The organism is Gordoniibacillus kamchatkensis, assembly GCF_000829455.1.
In the GTDB taxonomy this organism is placed as follows: Bacteria; Bacillota; Bacilli; order Paenibacillales; family NBRC-103111; genus Gordoniibacillus; species Gordoniibacillus kamchatkensis.
On record NZ_JXAK01000010.1, the window covers coordinates 52,646 to 74,914 of the forward strand.

Annotated in this window: 15 protein-coding genes and 2 pseudogenes; 5 read left to right on the plus strand and 12 right to left on the minus strand. The window is 55.6% G+C overall.

From position 1 onward, the window contains the following. Nucleotides 1–129: 129 nt before the first annotated feature. Nucleotides 130–2,511 (minus strand): AraC family transcriptional regulator, encoded by a 2,382-nt coding sequence (locus SD70_RS07695; protein ID WP_041047037.1) that lies wholly within the window; start codon nt 2,509–2,511, stop codon nt 130–132. Between the two features lie 170 nt (nt 2,512–2,681). Between SD70_RS07695 and SD70_RS07700 the strand changes: the two are divergent. Then, nucleotides 2,682–3,892, plus strand: a pseudogene (locus SD70_RS07700) (chromate transporter). Between the two features lie 196 nt (nt 3,893–4,088). Here the strand turns inward: SD70_RS07700 and SD70_RS34620 are convergent. Next, nucleotides 4,089–4,325 carry a hypothetical protein gene (locus SD70_RS34620; protein ID WP_082053202.1) on the minus strand — a complete coding sequence of 79 codons (237 nt, stop codon included), beginning with the start codon at nt 4,323–4,325 and terminating at the stop codon, nt 4,089–4,091. A 280-nt stretch (nt 4,326–4,605) separates the two neighbouring features. Here SD70_RS34620 and SD70_RS07705 point away from each other — a divergent pair, with 280 nt between their 5' ends. Continuing rightward, complete coding sequence (locus tag SD70_RS07705) at nt 4,606–4,812, plus strand: hypothetical protein (RefSeq protein ID WP_041047038.1); 207 nt, start codon at nt 4,606–4,608, stop codon at nt 4,810–4,812. A 31-nt stretch (nt 4,813–4,843) separates the two neighbouring features. Here SD70_RS07705 and SD70_RS40245 read toward each other — a convergent pair whose 3' ends face one another. After that, complete coding sequence (locus SD70_RS40245; protein ID WP_394297945.1) at nt 4,844–5,212, minus strand: FIMAH domain-containing protein; 369 nt, start codon at nt 5,210–5,212, stop codon at nt 4,844–4,846. A gap of 87 nt (nt 5,213–5,299) precedes the next feature. Further along, nucleotides 5,300–7,802: pseudogene (locus tag SD70_RS34625) on the minus strand (OmpL47-type beta-barrel domain-containing protein); the annotation flags it as partial. Between the two features lie 246 nt (nt 7,803–8,048). Here SD70_RS34625 and SD70_RS07715 point away from each other — a divergent pair. The 3 genes from SD70_RS07715 to SD70_RS07725 all read left to right on the plus strand — a co-directional run bounded on the left by SD70_RS07715 (nt 8,049) and on the right by SD70_RS07725 (nt 10,095). Continuing rightward, entirely contained in the window at nt 8,049–8,924 is an 876-nt protein-coding gene (locus SD70_RS07715) for a hypothetical protein (RefSeq protein WP_052487157.1), read from the plus strand. 149 nt (nt 8,925–9,073) lie between these two features. Further along, the gene (locus SD70_RS07720; RefSeq protein WP_041047039.1) at nt 9,074–9,580 is read left to right on the plus strand and encodes a GNAT family N-acetyltransferase; all 507 of its coding nucleotides are present in this window, start codon (nt 9,074–9,076) and stop codon (nt 9,578–9,580) included. A gap of 167 nt (nt 9,581–9,747) precedes the next feature. Then, the gene (locus SD70_RS07725; RefSeq protein ID WP_331436737.1) at nt 9,748–10,095 is read left to right on the plus strand and encodes a GNAT family N-acetyltransferase; all 348 of its coding nucleotides are present in this window, start codon (nt 9,748–9,750) and stop codon (nt 10,093–10,095) included. A 679-nt stretch (nt 10,096–10,774) separates the two neighbouring features. On the opposite strand, the gene SD70_RS07730 is transcribed toward SD70_RS07725, so the two are convergent. The 8 genes from SD70_RS07730 to SD70_RS07765 all read right to left on the minus strand — a co-directional run bounded on the left by SD70_RS07730 (nt 10,775) and on the right by SD70_RS07765 (nt 22,181). After that, a complete protein-coding gene (locus SD70_RS07730; protein ID WP_041047040.1) occupies nt 10,775–12,535 on the minus strand; it encodes a glycoside hydrolase family 35 protein in 1,761 nt (586 codons plus the stop codon). A 23-nt stretch (nt 12,536–12,558) separates the two neighbouring features. Next, a complete protein-coding gene (locus SD70_RS07735) occupies nt 12,559–14,034 on the minus strand; it encodes an arylsulfatase (RefSeq protein WP_041047041.1) in 1,476 nt (491 codons plus the stop codon). 5 nt (nt 14,035–14,039) lie between these two features. After that, nucleotides 14,040–15,377: an alpha-L-fucosidase gene (locus SD70_RS07740; protein WP_082053203.1), complete on the minus strand. Its 1,338-nt coding sequence runs from the start codon at nt 15,375–15,377 to the stop codon at nt 14,040–14,042. Nucleotides 15,378–15,440: 63 nt separating this feature from the next. Beyond that, nucleotides 15,441–16,280, minus strand: a complete 840-nt coding sequence (locus SD70_RS07745; protein WP_052487158.1) for a carbohydrate ABC transporter permease — start codon at nt 16,278–16,280, stop codon at nt 15,441–15,443. A gap of 16 nt (nt 16,281–16,296) precedes the next feature. Next, nucleotides 16,297–17,181: a carbohydrate ABC transporter permease gene (locus SD70_RS07750; RefSeq protein ID WP_041047042.1), complete on the minus strand. Its 885-nt coding sequence runs from the start codon at nt 17,179–17,181 to the stop codon at nt 16,297–16,299. A gap of 219 nt (nt 17,182–17,400) precedes the next feature. Further along, the gene (locus SD70_RS07755) at nt 17,401–18,624 is read right to left on the minus strand and encodes a carbohydrate ABC transporter substrate-binding protein (RefSeq protein ID WP_052487159.1); all 1,224 of its coding nucleotides are present in this window, start codon (nt 18,622–18,624) and stop codon (nt 17,401–17,403) included. A 145-nt stretch (nt 18,625–18,769) separates the two neighbouring features. Beyond that, a complete protein-coding gene (locus SD70_RS07760) occupies nt 18,770–20,377 on the minus strand; it encodes a response regulator (protein WP_041047043.1) in 1,608 nt (535 codons plus the stop codon). Beyond that, entirely contained in the window at nt 20,355–22,181 is a 1,827-nt protein-coding gene (locus SD70_RS07765) for a cache domain-containing sensor histidine kinase (protein ID WP_041047044.1), read from the minus strand. The genes SD70_RS07760 and SD70_RS07765 overlap by 23 nt, the downstream gene beginning before the upstream one ends. Nucleotides 22,182–22,269: the final 88 nt, after the last annotated feature.

The window sequence follows — 22,269 nt, forward strand, 5'->3', positions numbered from 1 at the left end:
ACGGCTTGATAATAGTAGAACCGGACACAAGGGGAAAGAGTCCATTTCCGAACTTTGCGGGCTTTACATGATATTTGTTCCAATATGCGGGATGGTCTTTTTTTGACATCGTTCACTTGGCTTGCGCCATCAGTAAATTTCGTCGCTGCTGAGCTTGTTTTGTCCGTGAATGTCTCTATATTCGCCGGGGGTGACGCCTTCGTACTTTTTAAAAATGCGGTTGAAGCTGCGCTGGTTGGCGTACCCTACGGCGGCTCCGATTTGCTTAACGGGCAGCTTCCCTTCGATTAGCAGCTTCTTGGCTTTCTCCAAGCGCAGCGATATGACGTAATCCATGAACGTAACGCTGACTTCCTGGCGGAACAGCCGGCTCACATAAGACGGGTCCAGCTGCAATTTGTCGGCGATGCCGCCCAGCGATATTTCCTTATCGAAGTTCGCTTCGATGTAATCCAGTATTTGTTTGGCTACCGGGACCGATTCCTGCGGCGTTTCGCTCACCACGCGCCGGTTCATGCGCCGTATGTAGGCTGCCGCATAGCGGACCGTTTCGCCGACCGTTTCCAGCCGCAGCACTTCTTCCTGCAGCTCCGAGAGTTCCGTTTCCGACTTCGGCGCAAAACCGAGCTCGGCCAAACGCTGAAACACCTCGACAACAAGCTGGAAACAGGCATGCTGGACGAGGCGGAACGGTATGCCCTCCGCATGTTCGGCGGTATCGGCCAATTTGGCCAATTCCACGCCCAGCTCTTCCGGATTGTCCTCGCGGATGTGCAGCAAAATTTCCCTTTTATGCGCGCCCATCGTGCGGAAAAACTGTTGATCCGCCGGCTTTCTATCCCGGTTCAGCCAAATCGGAGCGACCAAGCCGTAGCCCTTGAAGGCGCGACTCTCAAGCGCGTCCATCGCCTCCTCGTAAGATTCGCTCACGCTGCCCGCCAGCTGCTTCAAATCGCCGATGCCCGCGCTGACGGTCAAATTCAAATAGGTTCGAATCGCCGCCCCGATCCGCTCCGCCGCTTCCGGCGCCTGTGCGCGGAACTGTTCCGGCGACACCTCCTGCTCGGGGTTGCAAACGAGAATGACATCCCGGCTCTCCGTATGAAGCGGATAAAGGCGGTACGCAGGGCCGGCCATTTCCGCGGACATTTTGGCTATAAAATAGCGGATCAGACTTTGATCGTAGCGGCCGTATTTGTTCATATACGCGGGATAATCGTCAATCCTTAGCACGCATACAAAAAAGCCGAACGGGGTGACCGGCAGGCGGTAATAGGCGAATTGGGCCATGATCTCCGCATGCTGCCGCGATTTTTCCTGAATCAACCGGCGGAGAAAACTTTGCTGCAGCACAGGCCAGTTGTCTTTCAGCTGGGATTCCATCGCCGCGCTCTGCTCCTTTAACGATTTAAACGCCGAAAACAAGATGGCGAGCTCGCTTCTTTCGCCGCCGGGGAATGCGGCGCCCCCGTTCCCGCCCTCTCGTTTGTTGTTCACGAATTGAACAAGCGAGTAAATCGGACTGTATATGCGAATGGTGATCACAAATGCGAACAGGACCGCAATAACGATGCTGAACGCCATTAAAATGAGCATAAATTGCTGTATGTCTTTGCCGCTCTGGTATAAGGATGCCGTCGGAATGAGATCGACATATTTCCATCCCGTATAAGGCGAGGTTACGGCCGTAAACGAATATTCGCTGCCGCGGAAACGGTTCGCAAATGCGGTAATATCGCTGCCAAGCTTGTCCCGGATAACGGAAAATTCCGCCGCCGGAACGACCATGCCGGTATTGCTGTTGAACGCCAGCGACCCGTCGGGGCTTACCATCCATATTTCTTCGCCCGGGCGCATTAATCGGAACGAAGGGCTTTGAAACAACGCCTGCTGATTCATATTGACGATAATCGCCCCTTTAATCGATGCGCCTCCCCAAGGGGTTGTCCGAATTAACGTTACTTGCGTTTGCGATAAATTTTTGTCGCTGCCGCCGCCGGGATACTTCCGCACGAACCACTTGCTCTCCGTCCGTTTCATGCTGCGGTAATACGGGAGCCATTCGGGATCGTCGGTGCTTTCCGTCTTTGCCGGACCGACAAGCGCAGACTGCACAAGGCCGCTGTCGGCGTAATACACATAGATGGATTCGATGTACGGAGAAGAAGTGTACGAGTCTAGCAAATAATTGCGGATTTCCTGGACATCGGCTTCGCTCGGCCCTCCCGCTCCCGACAACAAGGCGTGGGAAAACGTCCGGTTCTGGGCAAGCCGCACCGTAATTTGGTCGACATCGCTCAGCAGCGCGTCCATAAGCCGCCGGGTTTGTTCGAGCATCTGGATGCTGGACCGCCTGACTTCCTCTCTGACGACATTTTGGCTATAGCGGTTGCCGAAATAACCGACGACGACGGTAGTCATCGTGACCAGCAGGGCGAGCAAAAACAAAATGCGAAAAAACAAGCTGCGGAATTTAAAGTTGGAAAAAGCGGCCTGAATGAGACGGATCACCCGAATCCCCCTATCGGACGTTAGTGTTATCTCATTAGTTCGACAACTGCCCGGTTATCCCCCACTGTATCAAATAAAAAGTTTGTCCATAAAGAAGCGTTGTTTAGAAAAAATCGACATTTCGCGGTTTAAGAGTGATATCATAATATTGAATTGGAGAGATGCTGCTCATGGAAAATCATCACCCCGAACCGCAGAGTTTACCAAAAAGAAAAGCGCAAGCACTTTTGGAAGTTCTGATCGTCTCCACAAAACTCGGACTTACTTCTTTCGGAGGGCCGGTAGCCCATTTAGGCTATTTTCATAACGAGTACATACGCAGACGCCAATGGTTAGACGAGAAAAGTTATGCTGATCTTGTAGCGCTTTGCCAGTTTCTTCCCGGTCCGGCCAGCAGCCAAGTCGGCATCGGAATAGGCGTTATTCGCGCCGGACTGCTCGGAGGTTTGATCGCTTGGCTCGGCTTCACGCTTCCTTCGGCGGTTGCGTTGGCAGTATTCGCGTTTCTGCTGAAGGGACTTGATCTTAGCCATGCTGGCTGGGTCCATGGTTTGAAAATTGTCGCAGTAGCCATTGTGGCTCAGGCCGTACTTAGCATGGGGCAGAAGCTTACACCGGATAAAAAAAGGGCTACCATTGCAATAATCGCAGCTACCGTCACCCTGTTGTGGCAATCTGCGTTAAGCCAAGTGATACTCATTGCGGTTGCAGGATTAATTGGTTTATGGTTGTACCGGAATACGGCAGTTGCCGAAGCTCCGAATCTTCACATACCAATCAGCCGTACTTTCGCGGTTCTTTGTTTGATTATATTTTTCGGACTTTAGTTGCTCTCCCTTTGCTTCGGCACGTTTTCACGGCCGGATGGCTATCGTTATTCGATAGCTTTTACAGGTCCGGTGCTCTCGTATTTGGCGGGGGTCATGTCGTTTTGCCGCTATTGGAACGGGAAGTGGTGCCTACGGGTTGGGTGAGCAAAGAGGACTTCCTCGCAGGTTACGGCGCGGCCCAAGCTGTACCCGGGCCACTGTTTACTTTTGCAGCATACCTGGGTGCAATGGCAAAGGGTGTCTCCGGGGCATTGGTTGCCACGGCTGGCATCTTTTTGCCCGCCTTTTTGCTCGTCGTCGGGGCTTTGCCATTCTGGAATTCCTTTCGCAATAGCGCCCGTATACAGGGGGCGCTTATTGGGATAAACGCAGCGGTGGTTGGAATTTTGTTGGCCGCATTATACAATCCGCTGTGGACGACAGCCATTATAGCGCCTGCAGATTTTGCGCTGGCATCGATCCTGTTTATCCTGCTTGTTTTCTGGAAAACGCCGCCATGGGTAGTTGTCGTTTCCGGAATGTTTGGCGGTATGTTGCTGAGCTTGGTCTAATTTATTCGTGTAATGGCCTGACTCATACCCAAACTATCGAGCATTAACCTACTCGACTTCTCAGCCTGGTCCGGATCGATTAGGTGCTTGTAAGGTAGGCTGCTCCAACCGGCAAGAACGAGGCGGACCATCGCTTCGATAAAATTCGGGAGCTGCGGTTTTCACGCAGCTCCCGAAGCACATTTTTGCAAGCAGATCATCGTTTTGTTTTTTTGCGGCTTCTGACGTAAGCAACCGGCGTCGGGACGGGAGCCGGGCAAAACTCGTCTCTCTCCACGTACGTATAGATGTGCTGCGGAACTGGGACGCAGTGATGCCGGTTAATGACTTCAATCGGATGAATAATTTGCACCAGCTGCGGATGGTAAAAATCCCGATAAACGACTGTCGGAGGATCTACAACCCGGCCTGTAGGACATTGAGGACAAGACATCGGTCCAATTCACCTCTCTCCTTTAGGATTCAACCTAAGCATATGTGTTCTCGGTCAACTGTGCCTGTATGTTTATCATGTCGGCATATGGACAGGAAAAATTGGGTTGAATGGGGTGAGGGGCACATGCTGATCCGCATATGTGCCCACGAGTCGGTGAATGCCCTTTTGTTCTCCCGGCGGTTACAGCGAATGCCATAATAGACGATACGAATTTCGTCGTTTATGATATAGTGCGTGACTACATCGTCGCATTTATCCGCCCTAGGAGGTTATGCGCATGAAGCCACAAATACATTTACGCTTGGGGCTCATAAGCTTTCCAATCATGATAGTTTTAGCTTGCCTGACGGTTATCGGCACCCCGTATTTATTTGTAAAAATAATAAACTTGATGATCGTCGTCGCCTTGTCCGCCGGTTTTGGGGCTTTTGTTAGGGAATCGTTTCTTCAAAAGCAAAAACAAAAGGAACGGTCAACCGAATGAAGGCGTTGACCGTTCCCCGAAACTCCCCGTTTTACTTCAATCCGTTCGCAATCAAATAATCCATATTGATCCCCAGCACATTTGCCGCTTGGGCGCTGATGTCGCCGTGAGCCGCACCGTTCTCGACAGCTTTCTTCAGGTCGCCCAGATGTTTGAGCGACTGATCGCTATGGCCTATCTGGAACTGCGACTCCGCTTGCGACAGCTTGGCGTCGAGCGAAGTTTGGATGCCCTGGTTTTTGAATTGGCCATTCGCGCCGAACTGCGCAATAAAGCTGTGCAGCGCAGCGAAGCTGGTGCCGATACGGAACTCGAAGCTCTGCTCCGTCTTGTTGCCGGCCGCATCCACGATCAGGAAGCTCACCGTATGTGTCCCCAAGCCGATAGCTTCGGCCTGCATCGTTTGGCCGGAAGCAATCTCGACGCCGTCCAGCTTCAGCGACTGTGAAGCTACGCCCGACAGCGCGTCTTGCGCGACAAGGGTAAATTGCACCGCAGCGTCCGCCGTCACGTCGTGCACCGGCTGCCCGGATTGCGTCAGCACTGCCGTCGGCGCCGTTTTGTCGAGTCGTACCTGTACCGTTTGCGGCGCTTCCGCGTTGCCGGCGACGTCCGTCGAATAAAACCGGATGGCGTTCGCACCTTCTTGCGAGATTGCGACCGGACCGGTATAAGCCGTCCAATCCCCATCGTTCACTGCGTACATAGTGGAAGCGACACCGGTGCCCGAATCCGTGGCCGTCAGCGTCAGCGTCACATCCTGATTGTACCAGCCTTGCTCGTTAGCCGCCCCGGAGAGCTGCGCCGCAGTGACGGGAGGCGTCGTATCGGCATAGAAGTCGGCAAGCCCTCTCGGTTTAAGCTGAAACACTCCTTTGAAAATCGAGGCGACGCCGCTGACGTTCACCACTTGCCCTGCGCGGTACGGGAACGCGTCCAGCGTCAGCCCGGTGCGTCCGTCGACGCGCACGTGATTGGTGACCGATCCGGCAACGGCATCGAACTCGAAAGAACCGGCCGGTGCAGCGCTGACGATATTGGCTATTTTCACGTTGTCGAGCTCAATCAGCTGGCCCTGGTTCGCGTCAGACACCGCAGCCGCCTTTTGCACAGCCGGCAGCGGCGCCGTCCCCGTCTTCGCGATCGCGACGGGATTCGCAAGCTCCAGCTCGGTGTTATAGTGCGTCAGCGATGCCGTTACCTTAACCGTATCGCCTTGGTGAAAGCCGCTCTGGCTTTGGAAGACGTAAATGCCGCCCGTCTCGTCCTGCAAGTAGAACGCCTGCCCGCCGAACGCTCCGGCTCCGTCGTAACGACGCCTTCCACTGTAACGAGCGTGTTGTCCGCTTTCGTCCGCGCGTCGCCGATCGCGATTCGGGCCGGCACCGGCGGCTGATCCGGGGGCAGCTGCTCGGCCGGGACGTTCGCCAGCGTGACCGCTTCCGTCTTCACGTTGTTGCTGCCTTGTCTCAGCCGCAAATTGGCGGCGCCGCTCGTGCCCGGCTTGATGCGGACGGTCAAATTTTTGTAAGCGTGGCCGAGTCCGTCCGCCGTCAAGCTGAACGACGAGCTGTAGCCGTACGACGCCGGCCACGTGCCATCGCTGTTCTGCACCATTGCCACTTGCGTCCCGCCGGACAAGTAAATGCCTACGGCCAAATCCGGTAACGGTCGCGCCTGCAGGCAAATTATCGGCAACGACGCGAAGCTGGAAGTCTTGCGCGTTCGGCAGCTGCGCTTGATGCACGAAGCTGTAAGAGACGTTCGCCGTCGCCGCAGGGCCGCCGTAGGAGCCCGGCTTGAACGTCGACGGATCGTACCATTTGTAGCCCGGATCGGGGGCTGCCCACGGCTCCGGCTGCGGTTCGGTCGAGGCCGCCGGGGCTTCGAACGGCAGCAGCGCCGTCGGCTGGTCAAGCTGCAGACCGTTTACTTGATCCAGGCTCGTGTAGCTTTCCTTCTTGGCCAGCCAGTTCACGATATTGACGAGCAGCGTACCGTCGTTCTGTTCCTTGAAGCCGTCGTACGTCGTTTTTTTTCTGGCCGTTGTCCTCGCGCAAATATTTCGGTGTCGCATCCTCGACCGGCGACGAATCGCCGATGAACGCCGCTTTGCCAGCGCCGGGCTTCGAGACCGCCACATAGGGGCCTTCGGCTGTGCCCCCGCCGTCGTAGACGCCTTGGTCGACGGCGTTGGCCCACGCCACGTTGGTCTGGGGCAAATACACGATCCCTTTCGCTTTCTTCGGGTCAAGCACCGCGAGCGTCGAGCCCGCATGCATGGCAACGGTAGATACGCCCGTCGTAATGCCGAACGCCTGCTCCGGTGCCACGACTTTGTCCGTTATAATGTCCCCGAGCGCATTGTACCGGAACCGGACGCCGAAGTTCTCTGCCAACCAGTCGGAGCTGGCTACGCCTTGCATCGCTGCTGAAGCCCGCTCTTCTGCGCTCATCCCTTTCGCCGGATCGTCCCACCCGCCGCGCCGATACCCGTTCATGACCTCGGAAGCGTCCCAACGGTTTTTGTTCCGGTCGGCGTTATAATGGTCGGCAATGAAGAAAATGCTGCCGCCGCCTTGTATGTACTGCTGCATCGCCGCTTGCTCGCTTTGCTTGTAAGGCACGTTAGCCTCGCCGATAACGAAGACGTCGTAATCTTTCAAATCGTCGTACGTGATCGGCGCCGTTTTGCGCAGCTCTTTCACGTAATAACCATTGTCGGCCAGAGCGTTCGCAAAATCCGAAAAGCCGCCGTCGATGACCCAATCGGCCGCTCCAGCCGTCTGGCCGTGCGTATTGTCGAACAGCACCTTTTTGCCGGCGTTCTCGTTCACCACCCGCGCATTGATGTACGGCGCCGGATCGCTCGGCCCTTCCGCCCAAGCTTGGTTCAAGCTTCCGGTAACCGCCGTTTGCAGCGGCAGGGCAAGCGTCAGCGCCAGCGCCGTTTTCCACAGCGCAGGTTTCCAGCCTTGCAGTTTTCCCATCATATCCCTCCATGGCATTGTTATGGAAATTATTATTCCGATCCTATTCTAGCATGAACCTGGGAGCGAAAATGATAGATTTTTGTAAAGACTGACGGACTATTTTCAGGGCGGCGCCTGAATAATATAAATCAGCAGCCTCGCTCCGCTACCGGGCAGATTTGAGCAGTAAATCCCAGGATATTCCACATTAATATCGAATATTGATTCTATATTGGATTTAACGATAAGGGGGTATCGACTAAAATGAGCCTAAATCAAATATTCTTACCCGCTGAATTCAAGCAGGATCGAATTTTTGTTCTGCCGCGTACGAAGGACGGTATAAAGCTCAATTTTATTATAGATACCGGTGGGGATATGTTTGTTACCCCAGATGGTGTAAATAGGGCTAACCTGGTTGTTTCTAAGATTGAATTAGACGGGCAATATTACGATGTAACTGCTTTACCGGAATTTGATGATAACGAATGGATTCCTCCGTTATTGATTGACGGAAAATCACCCAATTTGGCAGTGATTGAAAGTGAAATCTGCAACGACGGTTTACTAGGTCAAGCATGGTTTGCCGATCGTGTATGGACGTTTGATTATTTAAATCAGCGCCTTATATATCATCGTTATTGGGCTGGCCCCCTGATAAAAGGGGAACACTGTGTAACTCTTGGATTTATTAAAGATAATAAGGGATCCCGCAAACTGAATTTTCCCCGGATTCAAGCTGTTATTGATAATGAAACGATAAATTTTTTATTTGATACGGGTGCGACACTTAAACTATCTGCACAAGCATTGAATGAATTGGGTGATGGCCTACCCGATATTCGTGCAACTAGTTTTATAACGAAGCATTTATTCGAAAAGTGGAGAGAACTTCATCCCGATTGGAAGGTTATTAAGAACGCTGATGGGAAGTTCTCATTAATTGAAGTTCCGGAAATAATATTAGCGGGTTTCAAAGTTGGCCCAGTGTGGTTTACTGAAAGACCAGACGAAAATTTTCATCAATTTATGTCTCAATGGATGGATCAACAGATTGATGGTGCATTAGGTGGATCTGCATTCAAATTTTTTAGAATTACTGTAGACTATTCAAATGCAATCGCTTATTTTGAATGCTAACAAACGGTATTGAGCGAACGGGAACAATAGCGCAGCAATGGAAGATCCATCGCACTTTTTTTTACCGTACTCTTTGCGTAACAAACAGGCATCTGTTAAATGATGGTTTATTGGTATAAGTCCACAATTTTATTGTGAGGAGGGACCTAATGTATATACGAGAAGCGTGCATTGAAGATGCTGAAAAAATCGCAAAAGTTCATGTCGACAGCTGGAAAAGCACTTATCAAGGCATTATTTCCGAATATTATTTATCCAGTCTTTCTGTTGAAAAGAGATTAAAGAGTTGGTTATGGACATTTGAGAACTTAGAGATACATCAAAAAATATTCGTTGCAGAGGACACACCGGGTAATATCGTTGGATTTTCAAGTGGAGGCCGAAGTCGAAACAATGAATTTAAACACGATGGGGAGCTTTATGCAATTTATCTATTAAAGGATTATCAACGATTAGGGTTAGGAAAAATGCTATTTACTTCAATTGTAAGGTCATTAAAAGATAGTGGTTATTCAGCAATGATGTTGTGGGTTCTTAAGGACAACCCTTCTGTTGAATTTTATAAATTACAAGGCGGACAGATAATTGGGCAGAAGGAAATAACAATAGGAAGCGACAGACTAATTGAGTTGGCGATTGGATGGGATAGAATGTAACCGGTTTTTTTAAGCTGAACTAAGATTTATTCACAATTTGAATGTAGATTTGCCCCCATTAATTCCATTACTCAGATAACGGGTACTTGAGAGGAATGAGACCAATTGCTATATTCTACATCGCTTGATGGTATTTCCCCATCTATGTTAGATGGATTTTTTGTAGGTTGGCCAAAGCTCCATCCGTTCAAAGCCATTATGAACTTTTACGGAACAGCTATAAATTTGTACTTGCCATAGACAAACAGACAAATAGGGTCGTTGGTTTTATAACTGCAATTAGCGACGGGGTATTATCAGCGTATATCCCACTATTGGAAGTATTGCCCTCTTATCAGAAACAAGGTATTGGAGGCAAGTTAGTTCAGCTAATGCTTGAGGAGTTATCTAATATTTACATGGTGGACTTAATTTGTGACGAACATTTACAGGACTATTACGTACGGTTTGGATTACTTAAAGCAAAGGGAATGATAACTCGGAACTTTGCTTATCAAGCAGGTCGACTAAGCTAACGGATACGATAGTAAAATGATCATGTAGGAGAAGGCGACACGGCGAACTACTCCAGATCGTTGAAGTACTGATTAAATAGCTAGGACTCCCTATATACAAGGAGTCCCGGTCTATTACTATATTATCGCTGGACGGCTGTGCGGCACGGCGGCACGACGGTGCGTCGGTGCTGCCAGCAGCCAGCCACATTCAGCCCCCTCGGAATTGCAGAGTCTTGCGCACAAAGTCGCTAAATTGGGTCTCTGGTGGCGCTATCAAGGAATCACCATTCGCAAACAGCTGCTTGCGACCAGTTGTTCCGTCTTGAGCGAACAATCGTCGTTAACAGAGTCAACGCAGTCTCTACCACGTTATATTTCTCTTTTGGCCGCGGTAACAGCGTCACCATGTTCTCCAATTAGCGACTTTCGGCTGTATTTCCCCGACATTCAAACGGCAACATGGCTCTGCGGCCCAGTATTGACGTCTGACGACGCTTTTCTTGGGATGCTGCATAAGAGGCGCTATTACTGACACGCCGACGCACATGGCACGATAAGAGGAGACGTCTTACTCCGACTAAAGGATTAGCGCGTTTCCCGAACCGACGGAAGAGAAGCACCGTTATAGAGCTCAGCGACACGAAAAAACGGCCCGCGAGCCGGATCGTCGTCGATCCGCTGCAGGCCGTTTTGCCTGTTATTGCTCGGGGGCGCCCAAATCGGGCGAAGCTTCCAGCGAGACTTCCGCTTTCCCAGTGCCGTGCAGCTCCAGCACGACGATTTCGTTCGCGCCTTTGCGCAGCAAAGGTCCAGGCACGTACAGCGTACGCTGCGGGCCGCGCTCCCAATATCTTCCCAGGTTGAAGCCGTTGATCCAGACGACGCCCTTGGTCCATCCGTCCAGACGGAGGAACGTGTCGGCGATGTCATCCGCTTCAAACGTTCCGCGGTAAAAGACCGGTGTGCCGGAGCTCTGCTGTTGTCCCCCCGCCGCGAACTGCAGAGACTCCGTCGTCTTCAGCGGCAAAGGATGCATCGTCCACCCGAACAGGAACTGGTTGTCGAGGCGCACTCCTTCGGTGATGCCTTTGCTGTCTTTCAGCCGCGGGCCGTAATTGACGCGCCCCATATTTTCGACCAGGATATCCAGGCTCGCCCCGCCCGCGGGAATGTCGAGCGTTAAAGGCTGCGGCGCCCAGCGTTCGACGGTGCCGGCGAAGACGCCGTCCACATACACTTGCGCCCGGTCATGGACGTCCTGAAGATGCAGCTTTGCGCCTTTCCGCGGCCCGGATACGCGGGTGGAATACAGAATGAAGCCGTAATCCTGCCCCAGCTTCTCCATCGTCTCCGGACAGACGGCCTGCACCGGCCTGGCCAACCGTTCCAGGCTCGCAAACAAGTCCGCCGTCTCGCCGAGGGCGACAGTCCCGTAGCTTCGCTTCGCAATCGGCTCGGGCAGCGCGCAAGGCCCAATGTCCATATACTTCTCCAATACGCTCCGCACCCGGTAAAACTTGTCCGTCGGCTCCCCGGACTCGTCCAGCAGCACGTCGTAATCGTAACTGGTGATCGTAGGCTCGTATTTGTCGCTGTAATTGGCCCCGTTGTAAAATCCGAAATTCGTGCCGCCGTGGAACATGTAGAAGTTGACGGACGCCCCGGCCTGCAGCATTTGCTCCAGCGTGTCGGCCACGTCTTGCGCGTCGCGGGTGTGATGATGCTCGCCCCAATGGTCGAACCAGCCGTTCCAAAATTCCATGCACATAACGGGTTTGTCCGGTTGATATTCCTTCAGCTTGTCGAACGCTTCCGCCACCCGCGAGCCGAAGTTGACGGTAGCCAGCACGCCCGGCACCGTGCCTCCCTGCAGCATCGAATCGGTCGGCCCGTCCGAAGTAAAGAGCAGCACGTCGATTCCTCTGCGGATCATGCCCTGCTGCAAATATTCCAAATAGCCGGTGTCGTTCCCGTAGCTGCCGTACTCGTTCTCGATTTGCATGGCGATAATGGGGCCGCCGTTCGTGCACAGCAAGGGTGCAAGCCTCGGCAGCAGCTCGTCGTAATACGCGTCAACCTTGCGCAAATACGGCTCGTGATAGCAGCGCAGCTTGATGTCGGAGTCGGCGAGCAGCCAGGCCGGCAAACCGCCGAACTCCCATTCCGCGCATATGTACGGGCTCGGGCGGACGATGACGTACAAGCCGAGCTTGCCCGCGATCTCAATGAAGCGGCATACGTCCGCCAGCCCCTCGAAGCAAAACCGCCCTTCCTCCGGTTCGTGCAAGTTCCACGGCACATACGATTCCACCGTGTTGAACCCGCACGCTTTCAGCTTCGTCAAGCGGTCTTCCCAATACTCCGGGACGACGCGAAAATAATGAATCGCTCCCGAGATCAGCGTTACCGGTCGCCCGTCGTACGTAAAACGATTTCCTTCTACCGCGAATATGCTCATTATTTGTCTCTCCTCCGATTCGTTCACATCATATGGCTGAGGCATGCCTGCGGCCGCCTGCCGGCCGTCAGCTTTCCTTGCTGCACGTAGCCTTCCTCCCGGCCGTCCAGCTCTTCTGTTAAGCGCTTTCGCCAGCGCTCCAGCCTGGGCGCATGCCCGGGATGCGGCGCCAGATTGACTGTCTCCTGCCGGTCTTGCACGAGATCGAACAGCTGCTCTTCGCCCGTCTGCGAATACCAAATATATTTGTCGCGGCCATCGGTCATGTAGTGCACGGAGCGTTCGCCCGCTTCGTGCTCGCCGTGCAGCGCGTCGCGCCACCCGGCCGGAGCCTCCCCGCGCGCCAGCGGCAGCAAGCTGCTTCCGTCCACGGACTCCGGGATTGCCGCTCCGGCGGCGTCCAGCAGCGTCGGCATCACGTCGCGCAGCTCCGCCACCTCATATCGCGTCGAGCGCCGGGCCAGACCGAGCTTTCCGCCCGGATCGGCTACGATGAGCGGCACGTTGGCGCTGCCTTCGTACGGCAACGTTTTGCGGAACAGCCGATGGTCGCCGAGCAGCTCCCCATGGTCGGATGTGAACACGATGAGCGTGTTGTGCAGCACGCCGTACTCCTCCATCGCCTGGAACAAGCGGCCGAGCTGATGATCCACGTGCGTGATGAGCGCGTAGTAGGCCGCCCGGGCCCGCCGCAGTCTTGCCGCCGGGACGATGCCTTTCGCCGTCACCGGATTGAGCCCGTGGCGCTCCGGATCGCCCGCCGCCGCCCAGTCGCCGACAGGCGGTTCCGGCAGCTCCAAGTTATCGTACAGGTCCAGATACGCCTCCGGCGGGTCGAACGGCGGGTGCGGCCGCACGAACGACGTATACAGGAAGAACGGCTTGCGCGGGTCGCGCCTGCGCAGAAAATCGATCGACTGCGTCACGGTCCAATTCGTCGGATGGAGGCGCTCCTCCAAATGCCACGGGCGAGCCATCGTAGACGCGTTGCAATCGAGGCCGAGGTCGGTCAAATCCGCGTGTGCCCCGGCCTGCTGCCGCAGCCAAGGGAGATAGTCGTCCACTTGGTCGAACCATTCCGTCACGGTGTTCCGATGCTTGAACCGGTTATGGTGCAAATAGCCGTCGTGCAGCACTACGTTATGGAAGCCGCACAAGTTGCGCGCCGGGTAGACGTGCATTTTGCCGACGCATTGCGTATGGTAGCCTGCCGCCGCCAGCTCGCCCGCTATCGTATGAGGATAATTCCAGGGTACGCCTTCCTTGTAGCCGACCCGTCCGTGCGACGTCTGGCTCATCCCCGTCAAAAGCGCCGCCCGTGCAGGTATGCAGCTCGGCGTCGCCGAGTAGGCGTTGCGAAATGTGGCGCCGTTTCTCGCCAGCTGGTCGAGGTTCGGCGTCTCGACGACCGGATGGCCCAGACCGCTCAGGCAATCGCCGCGCATTTGATCCACGGTAATGAGCAGCAAATTGGGCCGATTATCTGCACCGCCGTTCATAACGATCAGGCCTCCTTCCCGGCGCCCGAAGCAACCGCCGCATCCAGCGCAGCCGTTTTCTCCGCCTCCGCAACAGCTTCCGCTGCAGCCGCTCTCGCCTCGAACAGCAGCAATTCGCGCAAGCTCGGCTCCGCCTCCCCGTCGCCCGCCAGTTCGACGGTGACTCCGCGCGCCTTGACCGGGGGCAGCGTGACAATCCGCTTATGGCCGATGGCCCGCCCCTCATGCATGAGAACCGAAGCTGCCGACTTCTCCGTCACGATCGTCACGGTAAAGCCTGTCACCAGCTCGCCGTCCTCCAGCGCCTCCTGCAAAACGACGCGCTCCAGCAAAAACGGCGCATCCGCCTCGTACACCCAGCGCCGCCCTTCGCGCCGCCAATCCGCAAGCCGTGCCCGCGGGCGCCCGTACCGCTGCCGGATCGCCGCGCCGAACTCGAGCAGCCGCGAAGCGTCCGGCTCCGGCAGCCGGCCGCTGCGGTCCGGCCCAATGTTCAGCAGCAAGTTCGCGCCCCTCCCGACCGACAGCTCGTAAAGCCCCATCAGCTCCGTTACGCTCTTCGTATCGGCGGCATTGCCGTCGCTGTAAAACCAGGTCGAGCGCATCTGGACGTCGCATTCGGCCGGCAGCCAAACGGATGCGACGAGCGACTCCCGGCGCTCGGTCAAAATCGAAACGCGGGTCGAATCGACGACGTTGCGGCAGTTCGACGGCGCGATGCCGTCCTCGTTGCCGACCCAGCGGAAGTTCGGATCGCCCATATTGAAAATGAGCAGATCCGGCGCCAGCCGCCGGATTTCGCCGATAATGCGCGGCCAGTCGTACTCATGGTTTTCCGAACCGCAGCCGTCGAACCACAAAATGTCGATCGGGCCGTACCCCGTCAGCAGCTCCGTAATCTGATGAATGAAATAGTCGTCGTACGCTCGCGCATCTTGGCTGTAAAAATCGGCCGAGCCGTCGTACGGCGAATAATACAAGCCGGGCTTCACCCCGTGCCGACGGCATGCCGCGACGAACTCGCCCACGACGTCGCCGCGCCCTTCCCGCCATGGCGACTGCGCCACCGTAAACGACGAATATCGGCTCGGCCAATTGGAGAAGCCGTCATGATGCTTCGCCGTCAGCACGGCATACTTCATGCCCGCCGCCGCAGCCGTGCGGATCCAGTCGTCGCAATCCAGCTCCGCCGGATTGAACTTGTCCGGAGACATCGGCCTCGAATCGAAATCTTCGTACCCTTCGTAAAAAGTCCGCAAGCCAAAATGGAGAAACAACCCGAATTCCCAATCCTGGAATTCGAGCTGCCTCGCCGTCGGCTTCGGACGGCTGCCGACTGCCATCGCCGCCATCAACTCCTTTGTTTTGTCGGGGTCAACTGTTATATATATTCGCTTCGGCACAGCTTATCCCTTCAACCCGCCGACGTTAAGTCCGGACGTGATTTGCTTTTGCAATAGCGCGTACAGCACCATCGTCGGCACCATCACGATCACGAGCCCGGCAAAGAGCGCGCCCCAATCCGTTGCGTACCGCTGCACTTCCATCAAGTAGGCGAGGCCGAGCGTCAGCGTGCGCTTGCTTTCGGTGGAAATAAACGAAAGCGCCATAATGTATTCGTTCCAGTACGACATAAAATTGAACACGATGACGGTTACGAGCCCCGCCCGCGCCATCGGCGCGATGATACGGAACAAAATGCCGAACCGCGAGCAGCCGTCCATCATCGCCGCTTCCTCGTATTCCTTCGATATGCTGCCGAGAAACCCGGTCATCAGAAATACGGTAAACGGAATCGAACTCGCCGCATAGACGATGACGAGTCCCCACAAGCTGTCGAGCAAATGAATCTGGTTCAGGAGCAGAAACAGCGGCACAATTTTGAACGCCACAGGAAAGAAAAGCGCGACCATGTACAGCTTGCGGATCCATTGAAACACCGGAAAATCGTACCGGGCGATGACGTAAGCCGCCATAAAAGCCAGCGTCGTGCTGATCGCCAGCGCCGCCGCCGTCACGAATACGGAATTCAAAAAATAGGCGCCGATGTTCGCCTTGTTGAAGGCGTTGATATAATTGCCCCAATGGAGCGCCTTCGGCAACGCCCACGGGTTTTTGTAAAACTCGGTCGTCGTCTTGAACGAAGCGGTAACGGTCCAAAACAACGGATACAGCACGATCACGCTGTACGCCAGAAGCACGATGCGCGCCGGCAAATTCGCCATAAAGCTTTTGAAGTTCGTCATGTTTGCCGCCTCCGGATCAGTATTGGATCGCCTCTCGCTTCATGAACGCTTCGCTGAGGAACGTCAGCACGACGGTGATGAGCAGCATGAAGACGCCGATCGCCATCGCGTAGCCGAAATTGCCGTTGCTGAATGCCTGGCCGTACAAATACGTCATCAGCACCTCGGAAGCATGGTCGGGTCCTCCGTCCGACATAATGCGGACGAATACGAAGGTGAAATTGAACACGCCGATAAGGAAAAAGACGACCGTAATGCGCAGCACGCTCCAGATAAGAGGCAGCGTAATGAGCTGAAACTGCTTGAATTGCGAAGCGCCTTCCAAATGCGCCACTTCGTACATATCCGGCGGAATGCCCTCGATGGCAGCCATATAAATCACCATATAGTAGCCGACCGCCTGCCATACCATCGGCGCGGCCAGCGCCCACAGCACCGTGCCCGACTCGCCGAGCCAGGCGTGCGTTAAGCCTGACAAACCGATGCCCTTCAGCATCGAATTCAATATGCCGAACGTCGGATGGAAAATGAACGACCACAGAATCGAAATGACGACAAGCGCCAACACGTTCGGAAAAAAGAACGTCGTGCGGTAAAACAGCCGCTCCTTGAGCTTGCTGCGCATCAGCATAACGGCGAACAGCATCGCCAGCCCCATTGTGACGACGGGCACGACGAGCAGGAAAAACAGGTTGTTCTTAAAAGACTTCCAGACGATCGGGTCGTGCAGCAGCGTGCGGTAATTGTCGAAGCCGATAAACGTTTTGACATCGCTGACCCCGCTCCAGCTGTAGAACGACATCAGTATGGCCCGGACGAACGGATACAGGTCGAACACGAGAAACAGCACAAGTGCGGGCAGCGTACACGTCCAAAGAAATGTTTTCAAGTTGCGGTTCATGTTCGTTCACATCCCGGTCGGAATCCAAGAAGCCGGCGAAGGACCCTCCACCGGCTTCTCCGTTTCCGTATTATTTTCCCGCTTTCGCTGCGGCGTCGCGCATTTTGGCAAGCGCTTGCTCCTCGCGGTCGATCCATTGATCCACCGTCAGCTCCTTGTTGATGAGCCCGCCGATCGGGGAAAACGTATCTTTATTGATTTTGATTTCCGTCGGCGGCGTTACTTTCCATTGGAAGGAAATTGCTTGACGCCGTTATCGAACACCTTCATCGCTTCGTACGTCGACTTCGGAATCGAGTCCTTCACCATGTCGGCTCCGCTTTTCACCGGCATGACGCTGCCCGACAGCTGCGCATTGAGGATGATGCTTTCTTTCTTGTACTGGTATTTGATAAATTCTTTGGCCAAATCTTTGTTTTTCGCTTTGGCCGGTACGACCATAATTTCGTTCGACGTCAGTGCATAGCGCTGGTCGCCTTTGTTAAATACAGGCGGCGCCATGAAGCCGAACTGGAAGCCTTCTTCGCGCGGAGCGTCCTTCATTTCGCCTTCGAACCAGCTGCCGTTCGGAATGAACAGCGCTTTGCCTTGCAAAAATTCCGTCTGCGCTTGCGTATGGTTCATGGCCACCGTCCCCGGCATCACATAGCCTTTTTTCGCCATCTGATCGTAGACCGAGAGCACTTTTTTGACCGGCTCGGAGCGGAACGAGCCTTCTTCGTAATCGGCAATTTTCTTCAGCAGATCGGGACCGCCCACGGAAGCGAGCGTTGGCCAGAACACCGACTCGTTGTACGACGGATACATGCCCTGGTACGTAAAGAGCGAACGGCCTTCCTTCTTGGCGGCTTCGCCGAGGGCGAGGAATTCGTCCCACGTTTCCGGCACTTTCCAGCCCTTTTGCTGGAACAGCGTTTTGTTGTACCATAAGCCGAGCACCGTCAAATTGGTCGGCGCGAGGTAAACTTTGCCGTCGCCGTACGGCTTGCCATTCTCGAGCACGCCGTCGATCAATTTGTCTTTGATTTTCTCGCTTTCGCCCGGCGCGGTAGCGTCGAACACGTCGGTGATGTCGGCGAACGCCTTGTCCGAAATCATCGCCTTGACGTCGTCCGTCACGTTAATGTACATGAAATCGGGCGGGTTGCCTGCGATCATTTGCGGCTTGATGACGTCAAGTATTTTCGGGTTGGAGGTGATGTTGACCTTCGTGCCCGGGTGATCGGCCTCGAATTTTTTGGATATGTCTTCCCAGTACTTTTTGCCGAAGCCGCCTTCGAATACGGCGATGTTCAGCTCCTGCTGCTTTTTCGCTTCCTGGCCGCCCGTCCCGGCTCCCTGCTTTGCGCCGGCTGCGCCGCTGTTGCCGCAGCCTGCGGCAAAGAGAGAGACGGCTGTCAGAACGCCGATGCCGGACAACCATGTTTTCGCCTGTTTGCTCATTTGTCTCGTGTGACCTCCGTTATGAAACCATGTTGATTTTGTACGCTTCAAGCTTATCCCATAACAAGCGGCCGGGACATTGACAGATTTGACGAAAAACTGGACGATTCCGACAACGCGGCCCGGTCGTGCCGCATAATGGCGGTTACCGTTTGCCCAGCGCTTTTTTGCGAAAATCGGACGGGCTGACCCCGATATATTTCCGGAACAGCCGGTTGAAATAAAACGGGTCGTCTACCCCTACCGCATCCGCCACGGCGCCGACCGTCATGTCCGGATCGCGCAGCAGCTCGACGGCCCGGTCCATCTTCCGCCGGTGAATGTGCTCGACGATCGTTCTGCCTGTCTCCTGCTTGAACAGGCGAGACAAGTACGTCTCGTTCAAATTGACGACGGCGGCAATGTCCGCCAGCGATATTTTCCCGGCGAGCCGCTGCTCGACCAGTTCCATGACGGCCAGCACTTCCTTGCGGTAACGGCGCTCCGACGCTTCGGCGAGCATCCGTCCGGCGGCTTGCAGCGCTTGTGCCCATGCTTCCTGCAGCCGCTCGAGCTTCACCGCACCCAGCAGCCCTGCTTCGAGCTCCCTGAGCGTCGGCTCGTGCCCAGCGGGAATGCGTTCCAGCAGCCGGTTGGTGAGCTCTCCCCACAGCAGCGTGCCGAACCGATTGAGCGCTTCGGGGTCAACCCGTCTTGCCGCCGCTTCCGCCAGCACGGCGCGAAGCGGATCGCCAACTTCCGACAACAGGCCCCGCTCCACCGCTTGCCCGATCAGCGGGATCAGCTCCGGCAGCCGATCCATCATCGTTTCCTGCGAGAAAACCGCGTCTTCGATATGAACAATTTGTCGCTCATCGTAAAAACGCATGTCCAGCGCTTTGGCCGTACGGCGTAACGCTGCCGGCACGTCGCCCCAGCCGCCAAACGCGCCGCCGACTCCGACGCTTACTTCCAGATTGAGGTACATCGTCAGCAAACCGGCCAAATGCGCGGCCAGATGCATTTGCTTGTCCTTGTTTATACCGTCCTCGGGAGGGGAGGCGAGGATGACGTACTCGCGAGGCGTCCATACCGCTGCACGCGCCGCCGCCTGTTCCCGCAGCGCCTCTTCGGCGATGTTGCATACGGAGAACGACAGCAGCTTCTGATCTTTGATTTTTCCTGTCGCGATCACTTCCTCGAACCGCTCGATGCGCAGAAACATGACGTACCCGGCGCCGAGCTCGGCGGACAGCCCGCATCTCTCGGCTTCGCGCCCGGCGCGGGCCGGCTCGAGCTCGCCCGCGAGCAGCTCCGCGTAAAACCGCTGCAGCTGCAGCTGGCGGCTGACGCTCCATTCCGAGCGAATGCGCAGCTGCTGCTGCCTTGCCTCCCGCTCGGCCAGCAGCTTGTCCCGGGCTTTGCCGAGCTTGTCCAGCAAATCTTCGGGCTGCAGCGTCACCTTCAGCAAATAATCGAATGCGCCGAGCTTCATCGCCTCCCGCACAAGCTCGAATTCGCCGTAATTGCTGAGCACGACGGCCATGCCGTCGTAACTGCGCTCCCGCATCCAGGCCAGCAAATCGAGCCCGCTGCGGCCCGGCATTTTGAGATCCGTAATGACAAGATCCGGCGCTTCCTTTTCCACCGTCTGCATCGCCGACTCCGCGTCGGACGCCGTGCCGATCAGCTCGAATCCGTGCGCCTCCCAGTTCACAATTGTCTTCAGAGCGATCCGGACGATAGCTTCATCATCGACGATCAATATGCGCATCGCCGCCATCTCTCCCTTCGCGTTCGCTCATCCACGGGACGATGAGGCGCACCTCGGTCCCTTCGCCGACGCGGCTGTCGATCTCGATGCCGCAAGGCTCGCCGAAATTGAGCCTGATCCGCTCCGCCACATTGTGCACGCCGATGCCGGCCAGCTGCGAGCGGTTCGCGCTGCGCGTCAGCGCTTCCATCGCCGCTTCGTCCATGCCTTGGCCGTCGTCCTTGACGGCGATGCGCAGCAAAGCGCGGTCGCGTGCCGCCGAGATGATGATGCGCCCTCCCGTTTCCCGGTCCCCGATGCCGTGAAGGATCGCATTTTCCACGATAGGCTGCAGCAGAAACTTGAGGATGAGGCCGTCCAGCAGCGCTTCGGGAATATCGTACTCGACGGCGAGCGACGACCCGTACCGCGCTTTCTGTATCGTCACGTAGTTGTCGATGTTGCGCATTTCCCGGCGCAGCGTCACGAGCTCGTTTTTCTCCACAATCGTGCTGCGCAGCAGCTCGGCGAGCGCTCCCAGGCCGCGGCTGACGCTGTCCGCCTGGCTCAGCATCGCGGTCCAGCGCAGCGAATTGAGCGTATTGAACAAAAAGTGCGGATTGATTTGCGCCTGCAGCATTTGCAGCTCGGTTTCCCGCTTCTGCTTTTGTTCGTCCTTCACTTGCTCGATCAAACGGCCGATTTGCCGGATCATGCTGTTGAAGGTTCGGGACAAATAGCCTAGCTCGTCGCGGTACGGATCGTCGACTTCGGACTCGATGTCGCCCTGCTTGACCCGTTCCATCCGCTTGACCAGCTTATCGAGCGGATTCGAGATGCTTCTCGCGATGAGCAGCGCCAGCAGCAGGCAAGCGGCGGCGAGCACGGCCAGCACGACGAGCAGGGCGCGCAAAAACTGATCCGACTCCCGCCCCAAATAAGAGAACGGCACCAGGCTGACGACGTACCAGTCCGCAATGTTGTTGTAATCCGAAGCGACGAGATACCGGCCCCCGGGCATATCCATCACGATGGTCGGTTCGCCTTGATGTCTGCTGGCGGTCAATTTGTTCATGAGCCCGTATCGCTCGCGTTCCCCGACTTTGTACAGAGGAGTCTCCAGACTGGACAGCACGGTTCCGCTGCCGTCGAGCACGGAGAGAACCGTGCCGGCCCCCATGTCGATATTCCTCATCAGGTTGTAGAACATGCGCTCGTCGACGGCGATCAAAATAAAGCCGATCGGCGTTCCCGATTGCGTCTGCGAATAGATGAGCCGGCCGTACAAAATGCAATCGGTGCCTTTGACCGTAGCGGCATACGTCCAAATGTCCTTTGTGATATTGCCGTCAATCTGTTTCATCCAGCGCTTTACGTCCTGTTGCTTTAGCGCTTCGTAACCGAAATCGTAGAGCACCTCGCCGTCGTACGTGTATATGCTCATCGTCCGCATGTTTTCCAGCAGCGACGACTTGTCCGACAGCATCAGATTGACCGTCGTGGCGAGAGACGCCTTATCCGCTTCCGTTAACGTCCGGTAGCTGGTCAGCGCTTGCTGGACCGCCCCCTGATAAATGATCTGGTTGCTCAGCAGCTCAACTTTTTGTTCCTCTGCGCGCATCGTCGTTTTGAGCAGCTTCATAATCTCGACGGAATACGTGCCGATCTTGGACTCGAGCGCCTCGGAAGATTGGCGGTAGGCGAAATAACCGATGATGCCGATAGGAACTAGCGACAGCAGCAAAAAAGAAGCGAGCAGCCGTCTCGGAATCCGGGTGCCGCGCAGCAAATTCGTCATTGGCCGGATCGGATGTTGTCGAATCATGATGAAAGGCCTCCTTGTTGGCTTCTATGGCACCCATCATATCACGAATCTTTTTGCGCGCGAAACGGACAAAAAAGCAGCCCGGCTC

Bases quoted from the DNA above. Each gene is read 5' to 3' on its own strand.
- SD70_RS40245 (WP_394297945.1), bottom strand. From the start codon at position 5,212: ATGCAGGCCGAAGCTATCGGCTTGGGGACACATACGGTGAGCTTCCTG.
- SD70_RS07730 (WP_041047040.1), bottom strand. From the start codon at position 12,535: ATGAGCATATTCGCGGTAGAAGGAAATCGTTTTACGTACGACGGGCGA.
- SD70_RS07755 (WP_052487159.1), bottom strand. From the start codon at position 18,624: ATGAGCAAACAGGCGAAAACATGGTTGTCCGGCATCGGCGTTCTGACA.
- SD70_RS07765 (WP_041047044.1), bottom strand. From the start codon at position 22,181: ATGATTCGACAACATCCGATCCGGCCAATGACGAATTTGCTGCGCGGC.
- SD70_RS07715 (WP_052487157.1), top strand. From the start codon at position 8,049: ATGAGCCTAAATCAAATATTCTTACCCGCTGAATTCAAGCAGGATCGA.
- SD70_RS07720 (WP_041047039.1), top strand. From the start codon at position 9,074: ATGTATATACGAGAAGCGTGCATTGAAGATGCTGAAAAAATCGCAAAA.
- SD70_RS07745 (WP_052487158.1), bottom strand. From the start codon at position 16,280: ATGACGAACTTCAAAAGCTTTATGGCGAATTTGCCGGCGCGCATCGTG.
- SD70_RS34620 (WP_082053202.1), bottom strand. From the start codon at position 4,325: ATGTCTTGTCCTCAATGTCCTACAGGCCGGGTTGTAGATCCTCCGACA.
- SD70_RS07760 (WP_041047043.1), bottom strand. From the start codon at position 20,377: ATGCGCATATTGATCGTCGATGATGAAGCTATCGTCCGGATCGCTCTG.
- SD70_RS07740 (WP_082053203.1), bottom strand. From the start codon at position 15,377: ATGGCAGTCGGCAGCCGTCCGAAGCCGACGGCGAGGCAGCTCGAATTC.
- SD70_RS07735 (WP_041047041.1), bottom strand. From the start codon at position 14,034: ATGAACGGCGGTGCAGATAATCGGCCCAATTTGCTGCTCATTACCGTG.
- SD70_RS07705 (WP_041047038.1), top strand. From the start codon at position 4,606: ATGAAGCCACAAATACATTTACGCTTGGGGCTCATAAGCTTTCCAATC.
- SD70_RS07750 (WP_041047042.1), bottom strand. From the start codon at position 17,181: ATGAACCGCAACTTGAAAACATTTCTTTGGACGTGTACGCTGCCCGCA.